Below are 22429 nucleotides of genomic sequence, written 5' to 3' on the forward strand. Positions count from 1 at the left end.
GCAAGGACCGCGCACCCCCAAACGGAACGCAAGCCAACGCAGGTCCGACAGAAACCTCAGCCCCGAACCCTCAGGCCGACTCCCGCCGCACCAACACAGTAGGCAGCATCTGCTTCTTCGACTTGACCGTCTCATCCCGAAGTAGCTTCATCAGATGCTCGACCATGTGCTTGACCTGCTCATCCGAATCCTGCCGCACCGAAGTCAACGGCGGAGCCGTGTGCTCGGCAATCGCGACATGGTCGTCGAACCCGACCACAGCAACATCCTCAGGAACCCGCCGCCCAGCCTCGTGCAACGTCTCCAACGCCCCAGCGGCCATCAGGTCGGAAGCCACGAACACAGCGTCCAGAGCCGGCATCTTCGCCAGCAACGCCGCCATGGCCTTCCGCCCGCCTTCGCGAGTGAACCCACCGTCCTCGGTGACCTTCGCGACGCCCTTGTCATCCAGCCCGGTAGCGGCCTTGAACCCGTTCAACCGGTCGATGGCGGACAACTCGTCCAACGGCCCGGAAACATGCACGATCTTCTTGCGCCCGAGCGACTTCAGGTGTTCGGTCGCCAGCACGGCACCGCCCTCGTTGTCGTTGTCCACGAGGTGCATCCCCCGCAACGACCCCCAGGGCTTACCGGCGTACACCACCGGCAGCGGCAGCTTCTTCACGATCGACACGAGCTCGTCGTTCCGGTGCGGCGCGAACACGAGCGCTCCATCAACGTGGCCGCCGGCGAGGAACCGATGCGCTCGAGCCTGGTCGTCAGGCGAGTGCACCAGCATCAACACCATCTGCACGTCGACGTCGGCCAGCGCACGTGCCCCGGCACGGATCAGCCGGGCGAAGTGCGGGTCGTCGAAGATCTTGGGCTCCGGCTCGGAGAACACCACCGCGACCGCACCCGTGCGACGCGTGACCAACGCCCGCGCGGCACGGTTCGGCTGGTAGCCCAGGGCCTGCACGGCGGCGTTGACGGCCTCCAGCGCTTCGGGACTGACCCGCGGCGACGCGTTCAGCACTCGTGACGCCGTGGCGCGGCTGACCCCAGCCTTCGCGGCCACGTCCTCCAGCGTCGGACGCGCGTGGTTGGACACGTGCACCACCACTCCTCGATGAAAACCTTTGAGCCGCCGGTCAGCTTAGCCGCAAGCGATCTCCGAGGAGGGTTTCCGCGCTGTTCATCGTGTTTTTTCAGCCATGGCTGTCCCAATCGGGGGCATAACCGCACGCCCGCGCGGCGCGATCGAGACCCTCAGCAGGCCGTCCTCCCGGCGTGTCGTGGCAGGTAGACCGGCACGAGCGGCCGTCCGCACGAGAGCGCTTTCCGACGGCAGGCACCACGCGACGAGTTCGGCATGGCCGGCGGCACGAGCGTCGGAGGCCAACGCGCCGAGCATCGCCGCGCCAACGCCGCGTTGCTGCCACGCGTCTTCCACCAGCAGCGACACCTCCGCGCAGGCCGGGGTGCCGGTGTGGATGAGCTGGCCCAGCGCCACGACCTGGTCCGCGCACTGGGCGACGATCGTGGTGCCGCGCGGCGGGCTGAGCAGCCGGTGCAGCCAGCGGCGGGGCACCGTGCGCATGCCGGAGTGGTAGCGGTTGAACAACGTCTTCATGGAACAGCGGGTGTGCAGTTCGGCGACGGCGTCCTCGTCCGCCGCGGTGCCAGGACGCAGAACCAGTGCCACGCCGTCATCGCTGAGCATCCCTCGCATCGCGGGCGCGGGCGTGTCCACGAGATCGAGCAACGCCTGCGCCCGCGCGATCTCGACCTGCGTCAGCCGGCTCCAGCCGCGCCGCACCACCAGGTCGCCCAGCTGAACCTGACCGTCGCTCGCCTCGCCGTGGGTCACCGAGTCGGCGCCCAGCACCTGGCGCAGCGCCTCGGCCGTCTTGTCCGGCTCGGCCAGCGCCATTCTGGCGGCTCGCAGCACCGCGGTCGGTTCGTCCACGAGATCCCTCAGGTTCGCTCCCGTGATCCCGACGCACTTGCCGCCCTCGCTGCGCACGGCCTCCACCAGATCCGCGGGGAGCACGCCCTCGCCCGCCCGCACGACGATCTCGTCCAGCACTCCGCCGGGAACCGGGATCACGTGCAGCGCGAGCACGTTGCAGTCGGCCGCGGCGAGCCGGATGGTGACGCGGGCCAGCGCGCCGGGGCTGTCGCTGAGTTCGAAGCGCATGCGCCAGGTCGTGGTCATGCGTCAAGAGTTCACCGAGCTTGTTGCCGCGAGACGAACCACGGGTAAAACGCTCCACATAGGGTTCGCGACATGAGGAGAACACTGGCTGTAGGCCTCACACTGCTCACCGTCACCGCGCTGGCGGCGCCGACCACCGCCGCCCCCGCATCCGGGCCGCGCCAAGCCACGTTGACGAACTTCGCGTTCCTGCCGGCGGAGACCTACCTGCCCGGTAGCGAACCGAGCGGCGCCGCACTGGGCACGGCCCCGATCAACGGCGTCACGCCGCCGTTCGCCGACCAGCCGATCCAGGGCTTCAGCGGCCTGGTCCGCAACAGCGACGGCACGTTCGACGCCATCTCCGACAACGGTTACGGGGCCAAGGCCAACAGCGCGGACTGGCTGCTGCGCATCAACCGCATCGCGCCGGACTTCAAGACCGGCGCGGTCGACGTCGTCGGCGGCATCACGCTCACCGACCCGAACAGCCACATCCCGTTCCCGCTGACCAGGCCGGACCGGGTGATCACCGGCGCGGACATCGACATCGAGTCGGTCACCAGAGGCGCCGACGGCACGTACTGGATGGGCGACGAGTTCGGCCCGTACCTGCTGCACTTCGACCGTGCCGGCCGCCTGATGGCACCGCCGGTCCCGCTGCCCGGTGTGCGCTCACCCGAGAACCCCGCCGGCAACCCGAACCTGGGCGGCAGCAAGGGCTTCGAGGGCATCACGCTGTCCCCCGACGGCAAGACGATCAACGCGCTGCTGGAGGGCACGGTCGCCGGTGACACGCCGGGCACGCTGCGCCTCAACGAGTTCGGCATCGCCGGCAACGCCTTCACCGGCAGGACGTGGAAGTACCAGCTGGAAGACCCCGGCTTCGCGATCGGCGACGCCATCGCCGTCGACAGCAACCGGTTGCTGATCATCGAACGCGACAACGGGCAGGGCGCGGACGCGAAGCACAAGCGCGTCTACCTAGCCGACAAACGCGACCGGAACAACGACGGCAAGCTCGACAAGACCCTCGTCGTCGATCTGCTGAACATCGCGAACCCGAAGAACGTCGGCGGTCAGGCGAACCCGTTCAAGTTCCCGTTCATCACCATCGAGGACGTCACGATCCTCGACGACCGCACGATCGCGATCCTCAACGACAACAACTTCCCGTCGTCGTCGGGCCGCACTCCGGGCAAGCCGGACAACAACGAGTTCATCACCATCAGGCTCGCGGACAACCTGCACGCCGATCCTCGCGTGCTCCGTCGCAGGTAGCACAAGAGAGCGCTCTCACCTGTGGCACAGCTGTATCCGCAGGTGAGAGCACCAAGGCCCCCTCGGCCCGTCAGATCGGCTAAACGGCGTAGCCGTGCGCGGGAAGCCCGTTCTGCCCGATGATCCGGGAGAGCGTGACCGCGCTTTCCTTGACCGTGCGCCGCTGCGTCTCGAAGTCGACGTGCACGATCCCGAACCGTTGCGAGTACCCGGCCGCCCACTCGAAGTTGTCGAGCAGCGACCACGCCAGGTAGCCGCGGATGTCGGCGCCTTCGGAGATCGCCCGGTGCACCGCGCGCACGTGGTCCACCAGGTACTTCGTCCGCTCGACGTCGTACACGCGACCAGCGGGGTCCACCACGTCCGGAAACGCCGACCCGTTCTCCGTGACGACCAGCGGCACCCCGCCGGCGTCGCGGGACAGGCGCACCAGCAACTCCGTGAACGCGTCGGCGTTCTGCTCCCACCCGAACCCGGTCAGCTCGCCCTGCGGCGGCTCAATGGTGACGCCCCGCAGGCCCGCGTGCGGCCCGGCGGGCACGAAGTCCGGATCTGCGGGCGCCACGCGGGTCGGGTTGTAGTAGTTGACGCCGATCCAGTCGACCGGGGTCGCGATGGTCTCCATGTCCCCGTCGCGCACCACGTTCGTCCAGTCACCCAGCCAGGTGGTGTCTTGGAGGACGTCCAAGGGGTACCCGCGGCCGCAGATCGGGTCGAGCAGGATGCGGTTCTGCAGCCCGTCGACCTTCCGCACGGCTTCGGCGTCGTCGCCCCAGACGGTGCTGAAGTTGAGCACGATCGACAGCCGGTGCGACTCCGGTGCCTGCGCGCGCAACGCCTGGGTGGCGAGGCCGTGGGCCAGCAGCAGGTGGTGCGCCGCTTCGAGCGACGCCACCGCGTCCGTGATGCCCGGTGCGTGGATTCCGTTGCCGTAGCCCAGGAACGCGGACACCCACGGCTCGTTCAGCGTCGTCCACGCCTGCACGCGGTCGCCCAGCCGGTCATGCACGAGGGCGGCATAATCAGCGAAGCGGTAGGCCGTGTCGCGGTTGCGCCAGCCGCCGAAGTCCTCCAGGACCTGCGGCAGGTCCCAGTGGTACAGCGTGACCAGCGGCTGGATGTCCTTCTCCAGCAACGAGTCCACCAGCCGGTCGTAGAACGCGAGCCCGCGCGGTTCCACGAACCCGCTGCCACTGGGCTGGATCCGGGGCCACGCGACGGAGAACCGGTAGGAAGCCAGGCCCAGCGACTTCATCAAGTCCACATCGGACTCGTACCGTTCGTAGTGGTCGCAGGCCGGGTCACCGGTGTCTCCGGCCAGCACCTTGCCGGGCGTCGCCGCGAACGTGTCCCAGATCGAGGCACCACGACCGTCCACTGTGGTCGAGCCTTCGATCTGGAACGCCGCGGTCGCTGCTCCCCACAGGAAGTCCGGCGGGAAGGTCAGCACCTCCCGCCCGACCTCGACGTCCGAATCGGTCGTCATTCTCATCCCTTCACCGCGCCCTGCATGATGCCGCCGACGATCTGGCGCGACAGCAGGACGAAGATCGCGATCACCGGCAGCACCGCGAGCGAGGCACCGGCGAGCATCAACGAGTAGTCGGTGTAGTACCCGCTGGCCAGCGACGAGAGCGCCACCTGCACCGTCGGGCTGTCGTTGGGGTCCAGCACGATCAACGGCCAGAAGAAGTCGTTCCACGCCGTCATGAACGTGAACATGCCCAGCACCGCGGCTTGCGGCCGCACCGCCGGGAAACCGACGTGCCAGAACGTCCGCAGCACCGAGCACCCGTCGACGCGCGCCGCTTCGATCAGCTCGTACGGCACCGTTTCCTCGCACGCCTGCCGCATCCAGAACACCGCGAACGACCCGATCAGCGCGGGCACGATCACCGCCTGCAGCGTGCCGTACCAGTCGAGGTCGGACATCAACATGTACAACGGGATCACGCCGAGCTGCGTCGGGACCATCGCGGTACCGAGCACGACGATGAACAACGAGTCGCGCCCCTTGAACCGCAGCCGCGCGAACGCGAACCCGGCGAGCGTGCCCAGCACGACGTTCGAGATCGCCACGGTCGCCGCCACGATGAACGAGTTCTGCATGGCGAGCCAGAAGTCGACGGTGTCGAAGACGCGCGTGATGTTCTCGACCAGGTTCCCGCCGGGCACCAGCGGCGGCACCTTCTCGCCGAGGACCGAGTTGTCCTTCGACGCCACGATGAACGAGTAGTACAGCGGGAACACCGACGCCGCGAGAACGGCGACCAGGAACCCGTACAGCAGCGGTCCTGCCTTGGCGTTCTTCACGTGATCACCCCTTGCCCGCGATGCGCCGCGTCAGCGTGAAGTTGACGACGGCGACGAGCAGGACGACCACGAACAGCATCCACGCGATGGTGGCCGAGTACCCGGCGTCGAACAACCGGAAGCCCTTCTCGTACATGTACATCACCAGCGTCTGGAACTGCCGGTCGGAGCCGCCGCTCGAGTTGTTGGCGGCGAACCCCGGGTCGAACAGCGCGGGCTCCGCGAACAGCTGCAGACCGCCGATCGTCGACGTCACCACGGTGAACAGGATCGTCGGCCGGATCGACGGCACGGTGATCGCCCAGAACATCCGCCAGCGCGACGCACCGTCCAACGTGGCCGACTCGTACATGTCCTTCGGCACCGACTGCATGGCCGCCAGGTACAGCAGCGAGTTGTAGCCCGTCCAGCGCCACATGACCATTGTGGACACCGCGAGATGCGAGGCCCACGTCTCGGCGCGCCAGTCGATCGGGTCGATTCCGACGAACCCGAGCAGGAAGTTGACGATGCCGAAGTCGCGGCCGAAGAACTGCGCGAACACCAGCGCCACCGCGGCGACCGAGATGACGTTGGGCAGCAGCACACCCGCCCGCCAGAACGCGCTGCCCCGCAGGCCGCGATCGAGCAGTGCCGCGAGCCCCAGCGCGGCCAGCAGCTGCGGCACCGTCGAGAGCACGAACAGGCTGAGCGTGTTGAACAGCGCGTTCCAGAACTTGGCGTCGCCGAACAGCTCCACGTAGTTGGCGAGACCGACGAATCCCTGGTTGCCGTCGATCAGCTGCCAGTCGTGCAGCGACACCCACGCCGTGTACACCAGCGGGTAGAGCCCGAAGATCCCGAACACCAGGAAGAAGGGCGCGATGATCAGGTACGGCGTGTACCTGGCGTCCCAGCCGCTCAGCCAGAAGCGCTTCGGTTCCGGAGAAGAAGGAACCGAGGCGGCCTGGGCCGCCTCGGTCTTCGTGCTGACCGCCGTCACTTGACGGCGTCCTGCGCTTCCTTCAACGCCTGCGTCCACGCGTCCGCGGCGGGCTGCTTGCCCTGTTCCACCCGCTGCAGCGCGCTGTTGAAGATGGGCGTGACCTTCGAGTCCTTCGTGCCGCGGTAGGTCGGCTTCAGCGACTCGGCGGAGGTCGCGAAGACCTTGCCGACCGGCGCCTTGTTGAAGTACTCGTTGACCGTCGCCTGCACCTCGGCGTCCTGGTAGACCTTCGGCTGGCTGGGCAGGTTGCCGGTCTCCTTGAAGATCCGCTTCTGCTGCTCGGGAGACGTCAGCCACTTGGCCAGCTCGTAGGCCTCCTTGGGGTGCTTGCCCTGCTTCGGGATCGCGAGGAACGAGCCACCCCAGTTGCCGCCACCGCCGGGCGCGGTCGTGACGTCCCACTTGCCGGCCGCACCGTCACCGGCACCGGCCTTGATGAGCGCCATCGCCCAGGCCGGGCACGTCGTGGTGGCGAACGAACCCTGCTTCAGCGCGACGTTCCAGTCCTGGCTGAACGGCTCCAGCGCACCGGTCTGCTGCTTGGTGCCGAGCGCCGCCGCCGTGTCGAACGCCGTCTTGACCGCAGCGTTCTTGTCCGCGATGTAGGAGTCGTCCTTGGCGAAGTAGCCCTCCTCGGTCTGGTCGAGGATGGCCTTGTAGACGTTGCGGCCGGTGTCGACGAACTTCACGTTCGGCGTCTTGGCCGTGAACTGGTCCGCCACCTTCGCGTAGTCCGCCCAGGTCGGCCACAGCTTCGCGACGGCATCCCGGTCCGTCGGAAGCCCGGCCGCCTCGAACAGGTCGCGCCGATAACAGAGACCCAGGCTGCCCATGTCCGTGCCCAGCCCCAGCACGAACTCACCGTTGTCCGCGGTGCCCTGGTTCCACTTCCAGCCGGCCCACTGGTCCTTGAGGTCCTTGGCGCCGTAGTCCGCGAGGTTCACGAACTTGTCCTTGGACGCCCGGAACTGGGAGACCACGCCTTCTTCCAGCGCCACGATGTCGGCCGCCCCACGACCACCCGCGAGCTGCGTCGCGAGCTGCGTGTTGTGCTGCTCCATCTTGACCTTGCGCTGTTCGATCTTGATGTTCGGGTGCGAGGCCTGGTACTCCTCGATCAGCTTGTCGTACCCGAAGTCGGAGAACAGGCCCAGCGACAGCTCAACCTTGCCGTCAGCCCCGGAACTCCCGCCGCATCCCGCGGCCAGAACCATCACGAGGGTCGCAGCGACGCTGCCGACCAGCCTTCTGCTCATCCGTCCTCCTCGACGACGCCGTGAGCGGCGCTTAACTGTGATGAGAGCGCTCTCACACTCAACCGGAGAGGCGCGGGTGTCAAGCGGTCGACATCGTTCCGTAACTTTGTAGGGGCAGGCAACAAAAACCTGGACCGGAACGCCGAGCGTGTCCGCCGGGCCACCTGAGCGGGCCCCGGAGACGACGAAGAGGGACGACCGGGCCCTCGCTCCGGTCGTCCCTCACCCCAGGTAGAGGGGGTTTCGGGCCGAAAGTGACGCGCGCCGTCGAAGTTTTTTCGCGAACTTCCGGTTGAGTCCGCGGACAGCTGGGTAGCGACTGTTCAGCCAGGTGAACCGGGTGGCAACGCAGCGGAGGCCCGGTGCCCCGACAGCACCGGACCTCCACCGATCCCCCGAGCGCGCGGCCCCTGTTTCCGCCCGCTCGAACCCGCCTGGTTCGGTCCCCCGACGAACCGGGGCCAGGCAGGGTGTCCTACGCCTCGGCCATCCCCGCGACCACGGAGTTCCGGGCCGCCCGGCGGGCCGGCAGTGCGGCAGCGATCACCGCCGCGATCACCGCCAGGCCGAGCATGACGCCGATCTGACCGAACGGGATGGCGAAGCTGATCTGGAACTCCGCATTGGAGATCGCCTGGACCAGCAGCCACCCGAACCCGGCGCCGAGCAGCACACCGACGACCGCACCGATCAGCGCCATCAGGATCGACTCGACCACCAGCATCTGCCGCAGCTGGCCGCGAGTGAGACCCAAAGCCCGCAGCAGCGCAGACTCGCGAGTCCGCTCCAGCACCGACAGCGTCAGCGTGTTCGCGATGCCGAACAGGGCGATGATCAGCGCCAGGCCGACGAGGGCCCAGATGAACAGCAGCACCTGGTCGATCTGCGAGTTCAGCTCGGCCTTGGTCTCGGCCGCGGAGTTCAGCACCGCCACCGGTGAGGTCGCGATGACCCGTTCCAGGTCGGCACGCGCAACAGCGATGTCCGTGCCGGGAGCGAGCTTGACCAGCAGCTTCTGGTAGCCCTTCGGCGCGTTGTCCTTCAGGATCGACTGGGCCGCGGGCAGCGTCACGATGCCGGCGCCGTAGCTGTTGTCCTTGATCAGCGCGACGACCTTGAACTCCTTGTCGCTGATCTTCAGCGACGAGCCGATCGACAGGCCGGCCTCCTTGGCCTCCTTCTCGCGCAGGATGATCTCGTTGTCCTTGAGCCCGGTCAGCGTGCCGCCGGCCAGCTCAGGACGCACCAGCGAACCGATCGCGTCCGCGGGGTAGCCCGTGACGTCGCCGTACTTGAGCTTGTCCGACTCGCCGTACGCACTGAGTTCCGGCGCGATCTGGGAGACGTTGCGGACCTTCGACAGCTCGTCGGCGAACTTCTGGGTCAGCGGCTGGTTCCAGACGTTCGAGCTGACCTCGTAGTCGGCCGGGAAGCGCTTGTCGACCTGCTGGTTCATCGTCTCGCGGCCACTGCCGGCCACGACGGTCACCATCGCGACGATGGTCACGCCGATCATCAGCGCCGCCGTGGTGGCGGCGGTGCGCTTCGGGTTGCGGCCCGCGTTGGCCGAGGCCAGCTTGGCCGGGACACCGCGCAGCGCCTTGCCGAACAGGCGGTTCACCAGCGGCACGTACAACGGACCGACGAGCAGGACCGCGAGCAGCAGCACCATCACGGCGCCGCCGGTGATGAACATCGCGGGCTCTTCCTTCTCCTGCTGCAGGCCGAAGTACACACCTGCGGCACCGATCAGCGCGATCAGGGAGGCGACGATGATCCGGACCTTGCCGGTGCGGGCCACGTCGTCATGGCTGTCCGGCTGCGAGCGCAGGGCGGCCACCGGGGCGACCTTCGTGGCGCGGCGAGCCGGCAGCACGGCCGACAGCACGGTCACGAGCACGCCGACACCGAAGCCGGCGGCGATGGTCACCCACGAGATCGGCAGGCGGATCTGGACGTCGTCGCCGCTCGGGCCACCAACCGTACCGACAAGGGCTTGCAGGCCGGCCGAAACACCGAGGCCGCCCAGAATGCCGAGCACCGACGCAACGAGACCCATGAAGAGCGCTTCCGCGAGCACGCTGCGGAAGACCTGGCCGCGTTCCGCACCGACGCAGCGCAGCAGTGCGAGTTCCCTGGTGCGCTGGGCGACCAGGATCGTGAAGGTGTTGTAGATGACCATGCCGGCGACGATGAGCGAGATGGCCGCGAACGCGAGGAGAAACGTCTTGATCTCGCCGGCGGCGTCACCGACCTGGGCCAGCGTCTCCTGGGTCAGCTGCTCACCGGTCTGCACCTTGTAGCCGGAACCGATGGCCTTGCCGATGTTGTCGACGAGCTGCTGCTGCGACACACCCGGCGCGGCCACGGCGACGATCTCGTAGATCCGCTGGTCCGGGACGATCGTGCGCAGTCCCTCCGGCGACACGACGACGTGGTCGCTGCCGGACATGGACATGCTGCTGGCGCCCTGCTGGTAGGTGCCGACGATGCTGAACGAGTGCTCGACGTTGTCCTTGTCGAGCAGCTTGAGCTTGTCCCCGACCTTGAGCTTCGCGATCTGCGCCGTCTTGACGTCGATCGCGGCCTCGTCGGCCTTCGCCGGGAACTTGCCTTCCTTGAGGTTGAAGTCGCGCAGCTTCTCGGTCGACGGCAACGGCTGGACCGCCGCGTTGCGCGCCTTGCCGTCACTGCCGAGCAGTGCGGCGCTGGCGTACTCGCGGGAGTCCGCGCCGGCCACGCCCTGGGTGGAGCGGACCTTCTGCAGGACGTCGGCCGGGATGCCGTCCCTCATCACGGTGTTGTCGCTGTTGTCAGCGAGGTGCACCGCGGCGTCCACGTTGCGGGCGCTGCGGGCGAAGTTGTCCCTCGTCTGGGCCTCGACGGCGTCGCCGAGCACCAGCGTGCCCGTCACGAACGCGACGCCGAGCGCGATGGCGATGCTGGACAGCACCAGCCTCGCCGTGCGGGCGCGCAGGCCCGCAAGGATCGTCTTCAGCATCTTTGGCTCACGCCCCCAGGTGCGTGAGAGCGTTGACGACGGACTCGGTGGTGGGCTGGTGGATCTCGCCCGCGAGCCGGCCGTCGGCGAGCAGCACCACGCGGTCCGCGTAGCTCGCGGCCACCGGGTCGTGCGTCACCATGATCACGGTCTGGCCCAGCTTGCGGACCGACATGCGCAGGAAGTCGAGGACCTCGGCACCGCTGCGGGAGTCCAGGTTGCCGGTCGGCTCGTCGGCGAAGATGACCTCGGGACGGGCGACCAGGGCGCGGGCACACGCAACGCGCTGCTGCTGGCCACCGGACAGCTCGGTCGGACGGTGGTGCAGGCGGTCACGCAGGCCCAGCACGTTGACGATCGTGTCGAACCACTGCTGGTCGGGCTTGCGGCCGGCGAGCTCGAGACCGAGCAGGATGTTCTGCTGGGCGGTCAGCGTCGGCAGCAGGTTGAAGGCCTGGAACACGAAGCCGACGCGGTCGCGGCGCAGCTTGGTCAGGTCCTTGTCGTTGAGCTTGGTGATCTCGGTCTGTCCGATGTGGATCGAGCCACCGTCCACCGTGTCCAGTCCCGCGAGGCAGTGCATCAGCGTGGACTTGCCGGAGCCGGACGGGCCCATGATCGCGGTGAACCGGCCAGCCTCGAACGCGACGTTGATGCCGTCGAGCGCCCGCACCGCGGTGTCACCCTTGCCGTAGACCTTCACCAGGTTGTGGGCCGCCGCGGCGGTCCGGGTGCCGACCTCGGACACCAGTGCAGACATGTCGCTTGCCTTCCTCACAGGGGTTCATTCCTTGACGAGGAGAAAGCTATGAGTTCGCTGAGTACGCGGACATCAACTCCGCGACGCGTTGCACATCAGCCTGAGGTATGACAACCGGCGCTATTCCAGCAGACCCCGGTCGTACGCGATCGCCACCGCTTCCGCCCGCCGCGACGCCCCCAGCTTCGCCATGATGCGGGAAAGGTGCACGGAAACGGTCTTCTCGCTGATGTACAGCTCCTCGCCGACCTCGCGGTTCGTCCGTCCGGCGGCGACCAGTGCGAGCACGTCGCGTTCGCGAGGGGTGAAGAGGTCGACGTGCTCCCGTGCGGGTTCGTCAGCCCTGAGGGTGATGCGGGCGCGCTTGGCGCACGACGCGACGGCCTCGGCCAGCGGCACGGCCTTGAGCCTGGTCGCCACCTCGTCGGCCAGACGCAGCTGTTCGGCGGCCTCGTCCCGGCGATCCGCGCCCAGCAACGCCTCCGCGAGCCGCCACCGGCACAGCGCCTGCTCGAACACCACGCCGTAGCCGAACTCGTCGACGGCTTTCTGCCACAGCTCCGGGTCGCCGGAGCCGCCCAACCGGGACTCCTCGGCGAGCGCACGGGCGAACCAGGCACGTCCTTCCGGGCCGAGGGTTCCGGCGCGGGGCTTGCCGTTCTCCGCGGTCAGCCGCACGTGCTCGGCGAGCTTGTGCCCCTCCTCGACCGCCTTCTTCTCGGCCTCGGCGTCGCGCTTGCGGCGGGCCTTCGCGGCGATCTCCGCGTGCGCCGCGATGCCGATCGCGCCGATCCTGATGCCCGCGAGCATCCACGGCCCGCCGAGCTTGAGCGCCCACGCGAGCGCGTCCGTGACGCGTTCGACCGCCAGCTCCGGACGTCCGCGCCACAACGCGAGTTCGGCACCGGTACCGCCGTTGATCAGGGCGATCTGGATGTCGCGGTGCCAGTCGGCACGCAGCTTCGTGATCATCCGTTCGGACTCGGCCAGGTCGCCGCGCGAGACCGTGAGGTGCGTGCTCGCCGACGCCAGCCGGGCCAGGACAGTCGACGACACGGACATGCCGGGCGGTTCGCTCGCCCACGCCGCGTAGTCCCAGTCGCCGATGTAGTAGTGCACGAGCACCTGGAGGATGCGGATCTCGAGCCCGAACATGCTCCACGTCAGGCCGGTCTCCTTGGCCCGGTTACCCGCCTCGTTGAAGACGCGCGCCGCCTCGGCCAGTTCGCCCTGGTCGTAGTGCATCAGGCCGTAGTAGTACCAACCCCGCAGCTCGTTGTTGAACGCGCCGACCTCGCGCGCGGCCTTGATCGCGCGCTCGAAGCTGACCTTGGCCTCGTCGTGCCTCATCGCGTGGTCGTCGAGGATGGCGAGCGTGCCCAGTGCGTCGGCGACCGCACCCGGCGCGTTCACCTTCTGCCCGTCCTCGATCGCCAGCAACGCGATCTCCCGCGCCGCGTCGTCTTCCCGTTCCTGCCGCAGCGAGGACGCCTTGCCCGCCAGCACACGGGCGCGCGTGGGGCTCGGTTCGCGGTCGTGCACGAGGTCCATCGCCTTGCCGAGGACCTGGAAGTGCTCCACCTCGTTGCCGTCGAGGATCGCCAGCGCCTGCGACAGCCGCAGCCAGATCTCGGCGGCCTCTTCCGGCGTCTGGTCCTCGGTGATGGCTTTCGTGGCGCTGCGGGCGAAAGCGACGGCGCGTTCCGGCTGCCCGGCCGTGCCCGCGACCCAGGACGCTCTGCGCAGGAGCACCGATTCGTCCACATCGGACGGACGCTCCGCCGCCGGGACCGCGTTCCACAGGTTGAGCGCCTTTTCCAGGTACCTCAACGACTCCGCGGGCGCACCGGCTCGTTCGGCCTCCTTCGAGGCCTGGATCGAGGCCTTCAACGCCTGCGGCAGGTCGTGGCTCTCGAAGGCGTGGTGGGCAAGAGCGGCCGAGGAACCGCGTTCGTCCAGCCGCTGGGCCAGGTGCCGGGCGTAGGCAGCGTGCAACCGCACCCGTTCGCCGGGCAGCAGGTCGCCGTAGACGGCCTCCCGGACGAGCGCGTGGCGAAACGAGTAGACCTCGTCGTCGTTCACGACGAGCAGGTGGTGCTGGACCAGCTCGCGCAACGCGGTGTCGAACGCGAGGTCCGCCATGCCAGCGACCTCGTGCAGCCGGTAGTGCTTCACCCGGCGCCCCCAGGCCGAGGCCACGCGCACCACGTGCTGCGCCTCGGGGCTGAGGAGCTCAACCCGGCTCAGCAGCACGTCCGCGAGCGCCGACGGGAGCGTCCGGTCGGCGCACGTCGCCACCGCGATCAGTTCTTCGGCGAAGAAGGCGTTGCCCTCGGACCGTTCGGCCACCTGCTGGACGACGTCCTCCGGGAGGTCGTCACTCAGGGCTTCGACGAACCTGCGGGCGTCCGCGGCGCTGAACGGCGTCAGGTCCAGGCGATCGACGGCGGGCAGCCGGACCAGCTCGGACAGCAAGGGGCGCAACGGATGGCTGCGGTGCAGGTCGTCCGCGCGGTAGGTGCAGACGATCAGGATCCGCTGAGAACGCAAGCGGGACAACAAGAACGACAGCAGGTAGCGCGTGGACGCGTCCGCCCAGTGCAGGTCCTCAACGACGAACAGGACGCGCCGGCGTTCGGAGAGGTCGGTCAGCAGGCCCAGCACGGCGTCGAACAGCTGGAGCTGACCGACGTCCTGCTCTGGCCTGCGTCCTGGGATGAGGCTCGGGGCGATCATGCCCTCGGTGCCGGGCTCGCGCGCGGCCGGAAGTGCCAGCTGGGGCAGCAACATCGCGAGCGCGGGCCGGTTCGCGGCGTCCTTGAGGGTGCTGAGGGCTTCCGCGAACGGCAGGTACGGCAGGCCGGTCTCGCCGACGTCCAGGCACCGTCCCATGAGGACGAGCGTGTCGTCGGCGCTGGCGGCCAGCTCGTCCATGAGTCTCGTTTTGCCGACACCGGCGTCGCCCGCCAGGAGAATCGCTCCCGCGGTGCCGTTCCCCGCCTGCGCCAAAGCGGCGCGCAACCGGTCCAGCTCGCGGTCGCGCGCGACCAGCGGAATTCCAGAACCCAGGCGCGCCACAAGTGGCATGCTCGCACAGGTCATGCGGAAGTGCCGCTGTGTTTCGCAGAGGTGCGGTGGATCACTCGGGAGATCCACGACGGCGTGCGACTGTGCGAGCGCTGCCAGTTGCACTGTGCGTTGGAGCGGCGGTAGTCGATCTCTGCCTTGATCGCCTCAGGGGTCCATTCGGTCATGGCACCAGGTTGGTCCTGAGGCCTCACCTCAGGCATCAGGCGATCACGCAGTTCTCCGCGACGAACCCCTTACCCCACCGTCACCGCACGCGCGCGAGCCAGCCGGGCACGGATGCCGTCCGCCTCCTGAGCACCGAGTTCGGTGAACAACGCGAGCGCACGCTGCCAGTGCGCCGCCGCACCCGCCGCGCCGAGTTTGTCGAACACCGCCGCGAGCCGGTCGTGTGCCAGAGCCTGGTGATACGGCGAGACGGCATCGCAAGCCACGGCCAGGGCCACACGGGCTGACGACAGAGCGCCCTCGGTGTCACCGGTTTCGAGCAGGGCCGTGGAGATGTCCACGTGGCACGCCGCCTCGCCGCACTGCTCGCCCACCTCGTGGTACATCCGCAGCGCGACCCGGAGCCACGGCATCGCGTCGTCGAACCGTTGCGTGGTCAGGTAGAGCAGCCCCAGGTGATGATGGGCGTTGGCCTCTGCCCACTTCGAGCCCGCGATCCGCGAGATCTCCATGGCCTCGCGGTAGTGGGCCTCGGCCTCGGCGGAACGGCCCAGGTCCATCAGAGTGCCCGCCACGGTCGTCAGCGCACGAGCCTGATGGTGCACGTCTCCCTTGCGGCGGGCCACCTCCAGCGCGCCGCGCTGGGCGAGCAGTGCTTCGTCGTGGCGTTCCAGCTGGAGCAGAGCGACGCCCAGGTTGAACTGCATGACGAACCGGGCGTCGTCGTCGTTCAGGGCGATGGCGGCCTGCAGGGCGGCTTCGGTGATGCGCAACGAGGTTTCGCGCTCGGTCCGCAGCCAGAGGTACCGCGACAACGTGTACGGCAGCTGCCAGGCGTGCACGTGCCAGCCGGACGAGGAGGCGTGCTCGGTGGCCGCGATCAGGTTGGCGCGTTCGGTGTCGAACCAGGCCATCGCGTCGGCCGCGCCGGTCAAGGCGGGCACGTGCGCAGGACGATGTTCGGGAGTGATCAGGACGCTGCCCCGGTTGATCGGGAGCATCCCGTCGGCCAGGTCGGCGCAGTGCAGGTAGTAGTCCAGCATGCGGCCGGTCGCGGCGCGGCGTTCCGGTTCGGACAGTTCACCCGCCAACGTCTTCGTGTAGACGCGGACCATGTCGTGCGCCACGTGCCGGCCTGGTTCGCCGACGGAGAGCAGGTTGGCGGCCGTCAGGGCGTCCAACGCCCGTTGCGCTTCCAGCAGCGGCACATCACCCATCGCCGCGACGACGTGGGCCGAGAGATCGGCGCCGGGGTGCAGGCCGATGATCGCCAGCAACCGCGCCGGCACCGGCGGCAGCGCACGGCGTGAGGCGTCCAGAGCGGCGCGTACGGTGCCCTCGCCGTCCTCCAGGCCCAGCGCGGCCAGGCGGCCGTGCTCGTCCTGCAGTTCCTCGACCAGCTCGGCCACGCGCAGACGTGGCGACACGGCGAGACGGGCGGCGGCGATGCGCAACGCCAGCGGCAGACCGTCGCACAGCTCGGCCAGCTCACGCAGAGCGTCGGCCTCGATGTCCGACCGGCCGGCGATGCGGCCCAGCACGTCGACGGCAGCCTCGGGGTCGAGCATGTCCAGCTCGATCAGTTTGGCCTCGACCTGCGCGACCAGGCCGACCAGACGACGGCGTGAGGTCACGACGACGCACGAAGGCGCGCCCGGCAAAAGGGGCAGCAAGTCAGCCGAGCCACGCACGTTGTCGAGCATCACGAGCATGCGGCGGTCAGCGAGCAACGTCCGCAACAGAGCCGACCGTTCGTCCACCGAGACGGGGGTGTCGCCGGCCGGGACGCCGAGAGCGCGCAGGAACCGGTTGAGGACCTCACCGATCTCCAGCGGCTCGCGGTTCGGGTCGTAGCCGTGGACGTCGACGTAGAGCTGACCGTCCGGGAACTCCTCGCGCACCCGGTGCGACCAGTGCAGCGCCAGCGCGGTCTTGCCGACGCCGGCCGGGCCGGTGATCAGCATGACCGGGCCGTCGTGAGCAGCGAGCAGGTGATCCATCGCCGCCAGCTCGCCGTCCCGGCCGATCAACGAGACGGGCGCACGCGGGAGCTGTGCGGGGATCGTCACCGGAGCGGGTTCGGGAGCGGCCTGAACAGGCACGCGAACGGGTGCGCGTTCGGGCTCGGGGCTGTCCCCGGCGAGGACGGCCTGGTGCACGCGACGAAGCTCGGGCCCCGGTTCGACGCCGAGCTCCTCGATCAGCACGCGCCGGGCTTCTCGATAGGCGGCCAAAGCCTCGGCCTGACGACCCGCCTGGACCAGGGCGCGCATCAGCAAGCCGTGGCCGCGTTCGCGCAACGGGTGCTCGACGACCATCGAGGTCAGCTGAGACACCAGCTCCGGACCCTGGCCGATCGCCAGACCGAGCTCAGCGCGTTCTTCGAGCACGGCCAGACGGCGTTCCACGAGACGACCGCGTTCGACATCGCAGAAGAGGCCCGAAACGCCACCAAGAGGCTCGGCGCGGAACAACGCCAGAGCGTCGTCGAGCTCGACCGCGGCTCCGGCCAGATCACCGGCCGCGCGCATGCGGTTCGCGAGCAGCACCTGGCGTTCGAACACGTCGAGATCCAGCGCACCGGACTCGACCCGCAACAGGTAGCCGTCACCGACCGACGTCAGCAGCTCGGCCGGAGCGCGGCGAGCACGGCTCGGTTCGAGGGCTCGTCTCAGTCCGGCGACGTAGGTCTGGACCAGATTGACCGCACTCGAGGGCACGTTGTCGCCCCAGACGGCCTCGATGATCTGGCCTCTGCTGACCGGGGTGTTGCGCGCGAGCAGCAGCACCGCGAGGACGGCGCGCTGCTTCGCGGCACCAAGATCCACCTCGTGACCTGCGCGAACGACCCGGAGGAGGCCGAGAACCTCGAACCGCAGGGGTTCCTCGCCGTGCGTCACCGACCTGTCCTTCGCCTGGTGGCCACCTGGAGCTTGAAGATCACTTCAGTCGGGCTCCAGTCGTGCTGTAGAAGGCATTCTTACGCTTAGCGTGTCCAACCAACCACAGACGGCGAGATCAACGGAAACCGGAGATCGAGCAGTCGGAACAGGTTGGACCGGACAGCGGAACACCCGCTGCTCCCCATGATCGACGTGGGTCGGCCGGCGTGCAAGGGGCATCCAGCCCGCGGCGGCGGAACGCCGGCCGGCCCACGTCCCCTAAGCGCAGAAGGCCCCGACCGGAATTCCGGTCGGGGCCTTCTGGCATCTGTCTTCTCAGCAGACGAAAGAGCCGGTCTTCGCGGCGGCGAGGAAGGTCTCCCAGCCGGCGTCGCCGAACCTCAACCGCGCGCCGTCGGCGTTCTTGCTGTCACGGACCGCCGCACCGGCTGAGACGAGCGCGATCTCCACGCACTCGGGTCCACCGGCGGACGAACGGCTGCTCTTGCGCCAACGCAAGCTTTCCACTGTCTGTTCACTCCCGGTCGCAGTCACGCGAGAGTGCGAGCGATCTCAGTGATCAGGGTCGCCGAATCCCTGGTGTTCAGGGCGGACTTCACCAAACGCTCGAACATCTCGGCGTACCAATGGACGTCCGACTGTTGTTCCAGGTAGACGCCACTTCGTGTGCTTTCGATGTAGACGACGTCGGGGTCGAGTTGCTCCGGAAAGCTCAGGATGACGAACGGGCCGTCCATCGCAGCATGACCACCGGCGCTGAACGGCACGACCTGCATCGTGACGTTCGGCAGCGCACCAACTTCGAGAAGACGCGCCATCTGGGTGCGCATCACCCCGGTGCCGCCGACGAGCCTGCGCAGGGCCGCCTCGTCGATCACGACGTGCAGGCGCAACGGGTCGTCTTCGCTGAGCAAGGCCTGTCGTGCCTTGCGCAACCGGACCCTGCGGTCGATCTCGGCGGTGCTCGCATCCGGCAGCACCTGGGAGATCAACGCCCTCGTGTACGCCTCGCACTGCAGCAGGCCGGGGATCATCAGGCCCTGATAGGTCCTGATCGAGTCCGCATCGGCCTCGTACCCGACGTAGCGGCCGGGCACGATGTCGCCGAACTCGTCCCACCACGCTTTGCGGCGGGCCTCCCTGGCGAGCTGGACCAGTTCCTCGAGGGTGGCGCCGTCCGCACCGTAGGCCGTGAGCATGTCCCGCACGTCTCGCGGGCTCACCCCCACGCGTCCCGTCTCGATGCGGCTGATCTTGGAGGCCGAGCACTCGAGACGCTCGCCCACCTCCTCGATCGTCAGCTCGGCCGCTTCGCGCAGGCGCCGGAGCTCGCTCACGAGCCGGCGCTTGCGCAGGGTCGGGCTGCTACCCCGCATAACTCCTCCTGGGTGCCATCCACACCTCCTGGTTCCACGTCTCAGTTTGAGACCGAACCAGGGCGTCGCAAAGAGACGTCATCCATTCGTGTATTGCAACTTGCAGATCGCCGGGAGGGCGGGCCAGTCTGCATGGGCTGCTTACGTAGGGACTGGAGCTCTGAGCCTGATGGCCGTCACGGTGTTCAGCCAACTGGACAAGTCGCTGCACTCGCACCTGGCCACACTCACCGAGCTCGCCCAGCGCGGCGACGACCAGACCGCCCTCGTGCTCGCCAGGGTAGAGCTGCCGAGGGTGGTCGCGGTGGTCAAGGCGTTGCTGGACGAGCACCAGCCCGACGAGCACGGCCGGTGCGCGACCTGCAAGCGCGGCTGGTTCTCGCGCAGGATGCCCGCACCGTGCCGTGCTTACCTGTCGGCGCAGCTGATCCTGACCGTGGTCGGCCAGGAGACTTCACACGGCAAGCACCTGCGCTCGGTAGGCTGAATTCCGAAACTCGATAGTTCTTCAGTTCCGTCCTGACTTGGGCCGGCTCCGCACCCCCCGACCGGAGCCGGCCCATCTTTCTCGTCACCTGACGTGACGTTGCGAGTCAAGATCAACACGGTTGGCTGAAAGATCTGCCACAGCACCGTTTCCGGCCCCATCATTGATGGCGACGCGGCCTGATCGAGACCCGATGCCTGTGCCGACACGGAGGTGTTCCCGTGCCGACCCCGCATGACCGCGCCGACGCGCTCGCTGCCGTTCGGCCGCGCCTCCTGCTGCCCTTAGGGCGCCTCTAGCCGACTCCCCTCCCCCCTCGCCCTGTGCCGACCGCACAGGGCCATGTCCCGTTGTTCCGAGGAAAGGACCCTTGTCGTGAGCCATCTCCAGAAGTCCGACGCCGGCGATCACACCCCGCACGGCCCACCGCTGATCTTGAAGCACGACCTGCCCGCGAGCTTCGTGCTGTTCCTCATCTCGATCCCGTTGTCGCTCGGCATCGCGCACGCCACGGGCGCGCCGCTGATGGCCGGGATCATCTCCGCGGTCGTCGGCGGCGTGGTCGTCGGCGCGATCAGCGGAGCACCGTTGCAGATCAGCGGGCCCGGCACCGGGCTCGTGGTGATCGTCGCGTCGCTGGTGGCGCAGTTCGGCTGGGCGGCGACGGCGGCGATCACGCTGGCCGCCGGGGTGCTGCAGCTGGCGTTGGGGCTCACCGGCATCAGCCGCCTGGTGATGTCGCTGTCACCCGCCGTGGTGCACGGAATGCTGGCCGGTATCGGTATTTCCATCGCGGCGGGACAGCTCGTGGTGGTGCTGGGCGGTACGGCGTTGTCGTCCGTGCCGGAGAACCTCGCGCAGCTGCCGGGAGAACTGGCTTCGTCCAACCTCGGGTCCGTTGTGGCCGGTGCGGTCGCGATCGCGGCTTTGCTGCTGTGGCCCCGGGTTCCGCGGGCCTCGCTGATCCCCGCGCCGTTGGTGGCGGTCGGTGCGGCCACGCTGCTGGCGTTCGTGCTGAAGCTCGACGTCGCGCGGGTCGACCTGCCGGACAGCCACGCGCTGGTGTTCCCGGAGATGCCGCGGGGCAGCGTCGGAGCGGTGGTCACGGCCATCGTCACGGTGGCGCTGGTGGCGAGCATGGAGTCGTTGCTGTCGGCGGTCGCGACCGATCGGCTGCACGACGGGCCGCGTGCCCGGCTGGACAAGGAGCTCATCGCGCAGGGCACCGGCAACGTGCTCGCGGGCGCGTTGGGCGGGCTGCCGATCAGCGGCGGGCTCGCGCGCAGCTCCACGAACGTCGCGGCGGGCGCGAAAACCCGCTACAGCGCCATTCTGCAGGGCGTGTGGATCGGCGTGGCGGTGCTGGCGTTCCCGAGCGTGCTCGAAATGATCCCGTTGGCAGCACTGGCGGGTGTGCTGTTCGTCGTCGGGTTGAAGCTCGTTTCCGTTGATCGCATGCGAACGTTGTTGAAGCACCGCGAGTTCCTGGTGTACGCGGCGACCGCATTGGGCGTCGTCCTCTTCGGACTGCTCGAAGGCGTGGTCGTCGGCTTGGCCATTGCGTTGCTGCGCGCGTTGTACCGGTTGACGCACTGCTCGGTGCGGGTCGAGGGCAACCGCGTGTGCGTGCGCGGATCGTTGGTGTTCCTGGGAGTCGGGCGGCTCGTGCGCGAGCTGCGGCGGCTGCCGGCCGGCCAGCACGTGGTGCTGGAGCTGCACGTCGACTACCTGGACCACGCGTCGTACGAGGCGATCAACGACTGGCGCGAGGGCTACGAACGGCTCGGCGGCCGGGTGGACGTCGACGAGGTGCACGACACCTGGTACGACCGCGCCGACCAGGGAAAACCGGGGCGGCGCAAGACGTTGCCCGGTCCGCTGCCGCGCTGGTTCGCGCCGTGGTCGCACTGGCAGGGCTCGCCGGTCACGCTGCCGGAGCAGCGTTCTTCTGCCGAGAGCGACCCGATGCTGCTGGGCATGCACGAGTTCGAGCGGCGGTCGGCGCCGTTGGTGCGGCCGTTCCTGCACGAGCTGGCGTTGCGCGGGCAGTCACCGCAGCAGCTGTTCATCACCTGCGCGGACTCCCGCGTGGTGCCGAACCTGATCACCACGTCCGGGCCGGGTGACCTCTTCTGCGTGCGCAACATCGGAAATCTCGTGCCGATGGCCTCGACGGAGGACAGGTCCGTCGGGGCGGCGATCGAGTTCGCCGTCGAGGTGCTGAACGTCGGCTCGATCGTCGTTTGTGGACACTCCGACTGCGGCGCGATGAAGGCGCTGGTGAGGGGTTCCACGACGCGCGGCTCGCACCTGCACTCGTGGCTGCGCAACGCCGAACCGTCACTGATCCGCTTCCACGCGCCGACCTCGCCGGGCTGCTCGGAACTTCCGGTGGCGGATCGGCTGGCGGTCGCGAACGTGGCGCAACAGCTGGACAACCTGCTCGGCTACCCGAGCGTGCGGGAGGCGATCGCGGCGGGCACGCTGACGTTGAAGGGCATGTACTTCGACATCTCGAACGCCCGCGTCTACCTGGTCGACCCGGACCGCAACGGCCTGGAACCGGTCCCCGCCCCGGCCTGAAACTGATGAAGGGAACCTTCATCCACCTGACGTGGATGAAGGTTCCCTTCATC

At 68.4% G+C, this 22429-nt stretch carries 16 protein-coding genes; 3 read left to right on the forward strand and 13 right to left on the reverse strand.

The window, feature by feature from the left end; all coding sequences use genetic code 11:
* Positions 1–70: 70 nt before the first annotated feature.
* Positions 71–1090: a LacI family DNA-binding transcriptional regulator gene (locus UK23_RS15945; protein WP_419503882.1), complete on the reverse strand. Its 1020-nt coding sequence runs from the start codon at positions 1088–1090 to the stop codon at positions 71–73.
* An 84-nt stretch (positions 1091–1174) separates the two neighbouring features.
* Entirely contained in the window at positions 1175–2197 is a 1023-nt protein-coding gene (locus UK23_RS15950; protein ID WP_045312310.1) for a GNAT family N-acetyltransferase, read from the reverse strand.
* A gap of 72 nt (positions 2198–2269) precedes the next feature.
* Between UK23_RS15950 and UK23_RS15955 the strand changes: the two genes are divergently transcribed.
* Positions 2270–3457 (forward strand): esterase-like activity of phytase family protein, encoded by a 1188-nt coding sequence (locus UK23_RS15955; RefSeq protein WP_045312311.1) that lies wholly within the window; start codon positions 2270–2272, stop codon positions 3455–3457.
* Between the two features lie 79 nt (positions 3458–3536).
* On the opposite strand, the gene UK23_RS15960 is transcribed toward UK23_RS15955, so the two are convergent.
* The 11 genes from UK23_RS15960 to UK23_RS16005 form a co-directional block, all read right to left on the reverse strand.
* Positions 3537–4943, reverse strand: a complete 1407-nt coding sequence (locus UK23_RS15960; protein ID WP_045312312.1) for a GH1 family beta-glucosidase — start codon at positions 4941–4943, stop codon at positions 3537–3539.
* A 2-nt stretch (positions 4944–4945) separates the two neighbouring features.
* Entirely contained in the window at positions 4946–5770 is an 825-nt protein-coding gene (locus tag UK23_RS15965; protein ID WP_045312313.1) for a carbohydrate ABC transporter permease, read from the reverse strand.
* 4 nt (positions 5771–5774) lie between these two features.
* The gene (locus UK23_RS15970; RefSeq protein WP_196777756.1) at positions 5775–6752 is read right to left on the reverse strand and encodes a carbohydrate ABC transporter permease; all 978 of its coding nucleotides are present in this window, start codon (positions 6750–6752) and stop codon (positions 5775–5777) included.
* The gene (locus UK23_RS15975; protein WP_045312314.1) at positions 6749–8011 is read right to left on the reverse strand and encodes an extracellular solute-binding protein; all 1263 of its coding nucleotides are present in this window, start codon (positions 8009–8011) and stop codon (positions 6749–6751) included. Before UK23_RS15975 ends, UK23_RS15970 begins: the two co-directional genes overlap by 4 nt.
* A 475-nt stretch (positions 8012–8486) precedes the next feature.
* On the reverse strand, positions 8487–11012 hold the full coding sequence (locus tag UK23_RS15980; RefSeq protein WP_045312315.1) for an ABC transporter permease: 2526 nt from the start codon (positions 11010–11012) through the stop codon (positions 8487–8489).
* A 7-nt stretch (positions 11013–11019) separates the two neighbouring features.
* On the reverse strand, positions 11020–11772 hold the full coding sequence (locus tag UK23_RS15985) for an ABC transporter ATP-binding protein (RefSeq protein WP_045312316.1): 753 nt from the start codon (positions 11770–11772) through the stop codon (positions 11020–11022).
* A 120-nt stretch (positions 11773–11892) separates the two neighbouring features.
* Positions 11893–14859, reverse strand: coding sequence for a helix-turn-helix transcriptional regulator (locus UK23_RS15990; RefSeq protein ID WP_045312317.1), 2967 nt, complete (start codon positions 14857–14859; stop codon positions 11893–11895).
* Positions 14860–14870: 11 nt separating this feature from the next.
* Positions 14871–15026 (reverse strand): hypothetical protein, encoded by a 156-nt coding sequence (locus tag UK23_RS51600; RefSeq protein ID WP_156213144.1) that lies wholly within the window; start codon positions 15024–15026, stop codon positions 14871–14873.
* A 69-nt stretch (positions 15027–15095) separates the two neighbouring features.
* Positions 15096–17927: an AfsR/SARP family transcriptional regulator gene (locus UK23_RS15995; RefSeq protein WP_045312318.1), complete on the reverse strand. Its 2832-nt coding sequence runs from the start codon at positions 17925–17927 to the stop codon at positions 15096–15098.
* A gap of 318 nt (positions 17928–18245) precedes the next feature.
* Entirely contained in the window at positions 18246–18428 is a 183-nt protein-coding gene (locus UK23_RS16000) for a DUF397 domain-containing protein (protein WP_231114516.1), read from the reverse strand.
* A gap of 32 nt (positions 18429–18460) precedes the next feature.
* A complete protein-coding gene (locus UK23_RS16005; protein WP_045312320.1) occupies positions 18461–19306 on the reverse strand; it encodes a helix-turn-helix domain-containing protein in 846 nt (281 codons plus the stop codon).
* A gap of 169 nt (positions 19307–19475) precedes the next feature.
* Between UK23_RS16005 and UK23_RS16010 the strand changes: the two genes are divergently transcribed.
* Together UK23_RS16010 and UK23_RS16015 are read left to right on the forward strand one after the other, a co-directional pair.
* Entirely contained in the window at positions 19476–19793 is a 318-nt protein-coding gene (locus UK23_RS16010; protein WP_045312321.1) for a hypothetical protein, read from the forward strand.
* A gap of 375 nt (positions 19794–20168) precedes the next feature.
* Positions 20169–22376, forward strand: a complete 2208-nt coding sequence (locus UK23_RS16015; protein ID WP_045312322.1) for a SulP family inorganic anion transporter — start codon at positions 20169–20171, stop codon at positions 22374–22376.
* Positions 22377–22429 lie beyond the last annotated feature (53 nt).

This window comes from Lentzea aerocolonigenes, assembly GCF_000955955.1.
GTDB classification, from domain to species: Bacteria; Actinomycetota; Actinomycetes; order Mycobacteriales; family Pseudonocardiaceae; genus Lentzea; species Lentzea aerocolonigenes_A.

Coding starts and splice junctions, on each gene's coding strand:
- UK23_RS15950 (WP_045312310.1), bottom strand. CDS start 2,197: ATGACCACGACCTGGCGCATGCGCTTCGAACTCAGCGACAGCCCCGGC.
- UK23_RS16010 (WP_045312321.1), top strand. CDS start 19,476: ATGGCCGTCACGGTGTTCAGCCAACTGGACAAGTCGCTGCACTCGCAC.
- UK23_RS15990 (WP_045312317.1), bottom strand. CDS start 14,859: ATGCCACTTGTGGCGCGCCTGGGTTCTGGAATTCCGCTGGTCGCGCGC.
- UK23_RS15975 (WP_045312314.1), bottom strand. CDS start 8,011: ATGAGCAGAAGGCTGGTCGGCAGCGTCGCTGCGACCCTCGTGATGGTT.
- UK23_RS15980 (WP_045312315.1), bottom strand. CDS start 11,012: ATGCTGAAGACGATCCTTGCGGGCCTGCGCGCCCGCACGGCGAGGCTG.
- UK23_RS16005 (WP_045312320.1), bottom strand. CDS start 19,306: ATGCGGGGTAGCAGCCCGACCCTGCGCAAGCGCCGGCTCGTGAGCGAG.
- UK23_RS15960 (WP_045312312.1), bottom strand. CDS start 4,943: ATGACGACCGATTCGGACGTCGAGGTCGGGCGGGAGGTGCTGACCTTC.
- UK23_RS15985 (WP_045312316.1), bottom strand. CDS start 11,772: ATGTCTGCACTGGTGTCCGAGGTCGGCACCCGGACCGCCGCGGCGGCC.
- UK23_RS15955 (WP_045312311.1), top strand. CDS start 2,270: ATGAGGAGAACACTGGCTGTAGGCCTCACACTGCTCACCGTCACCGCG.
- UK23_RS51600 (WP_156213144.1), bottom strand. CDS start 15,026: ATGACCGAATGGACCCCTGAGGCGATCAAGGCAGAGATCGACTACCGC.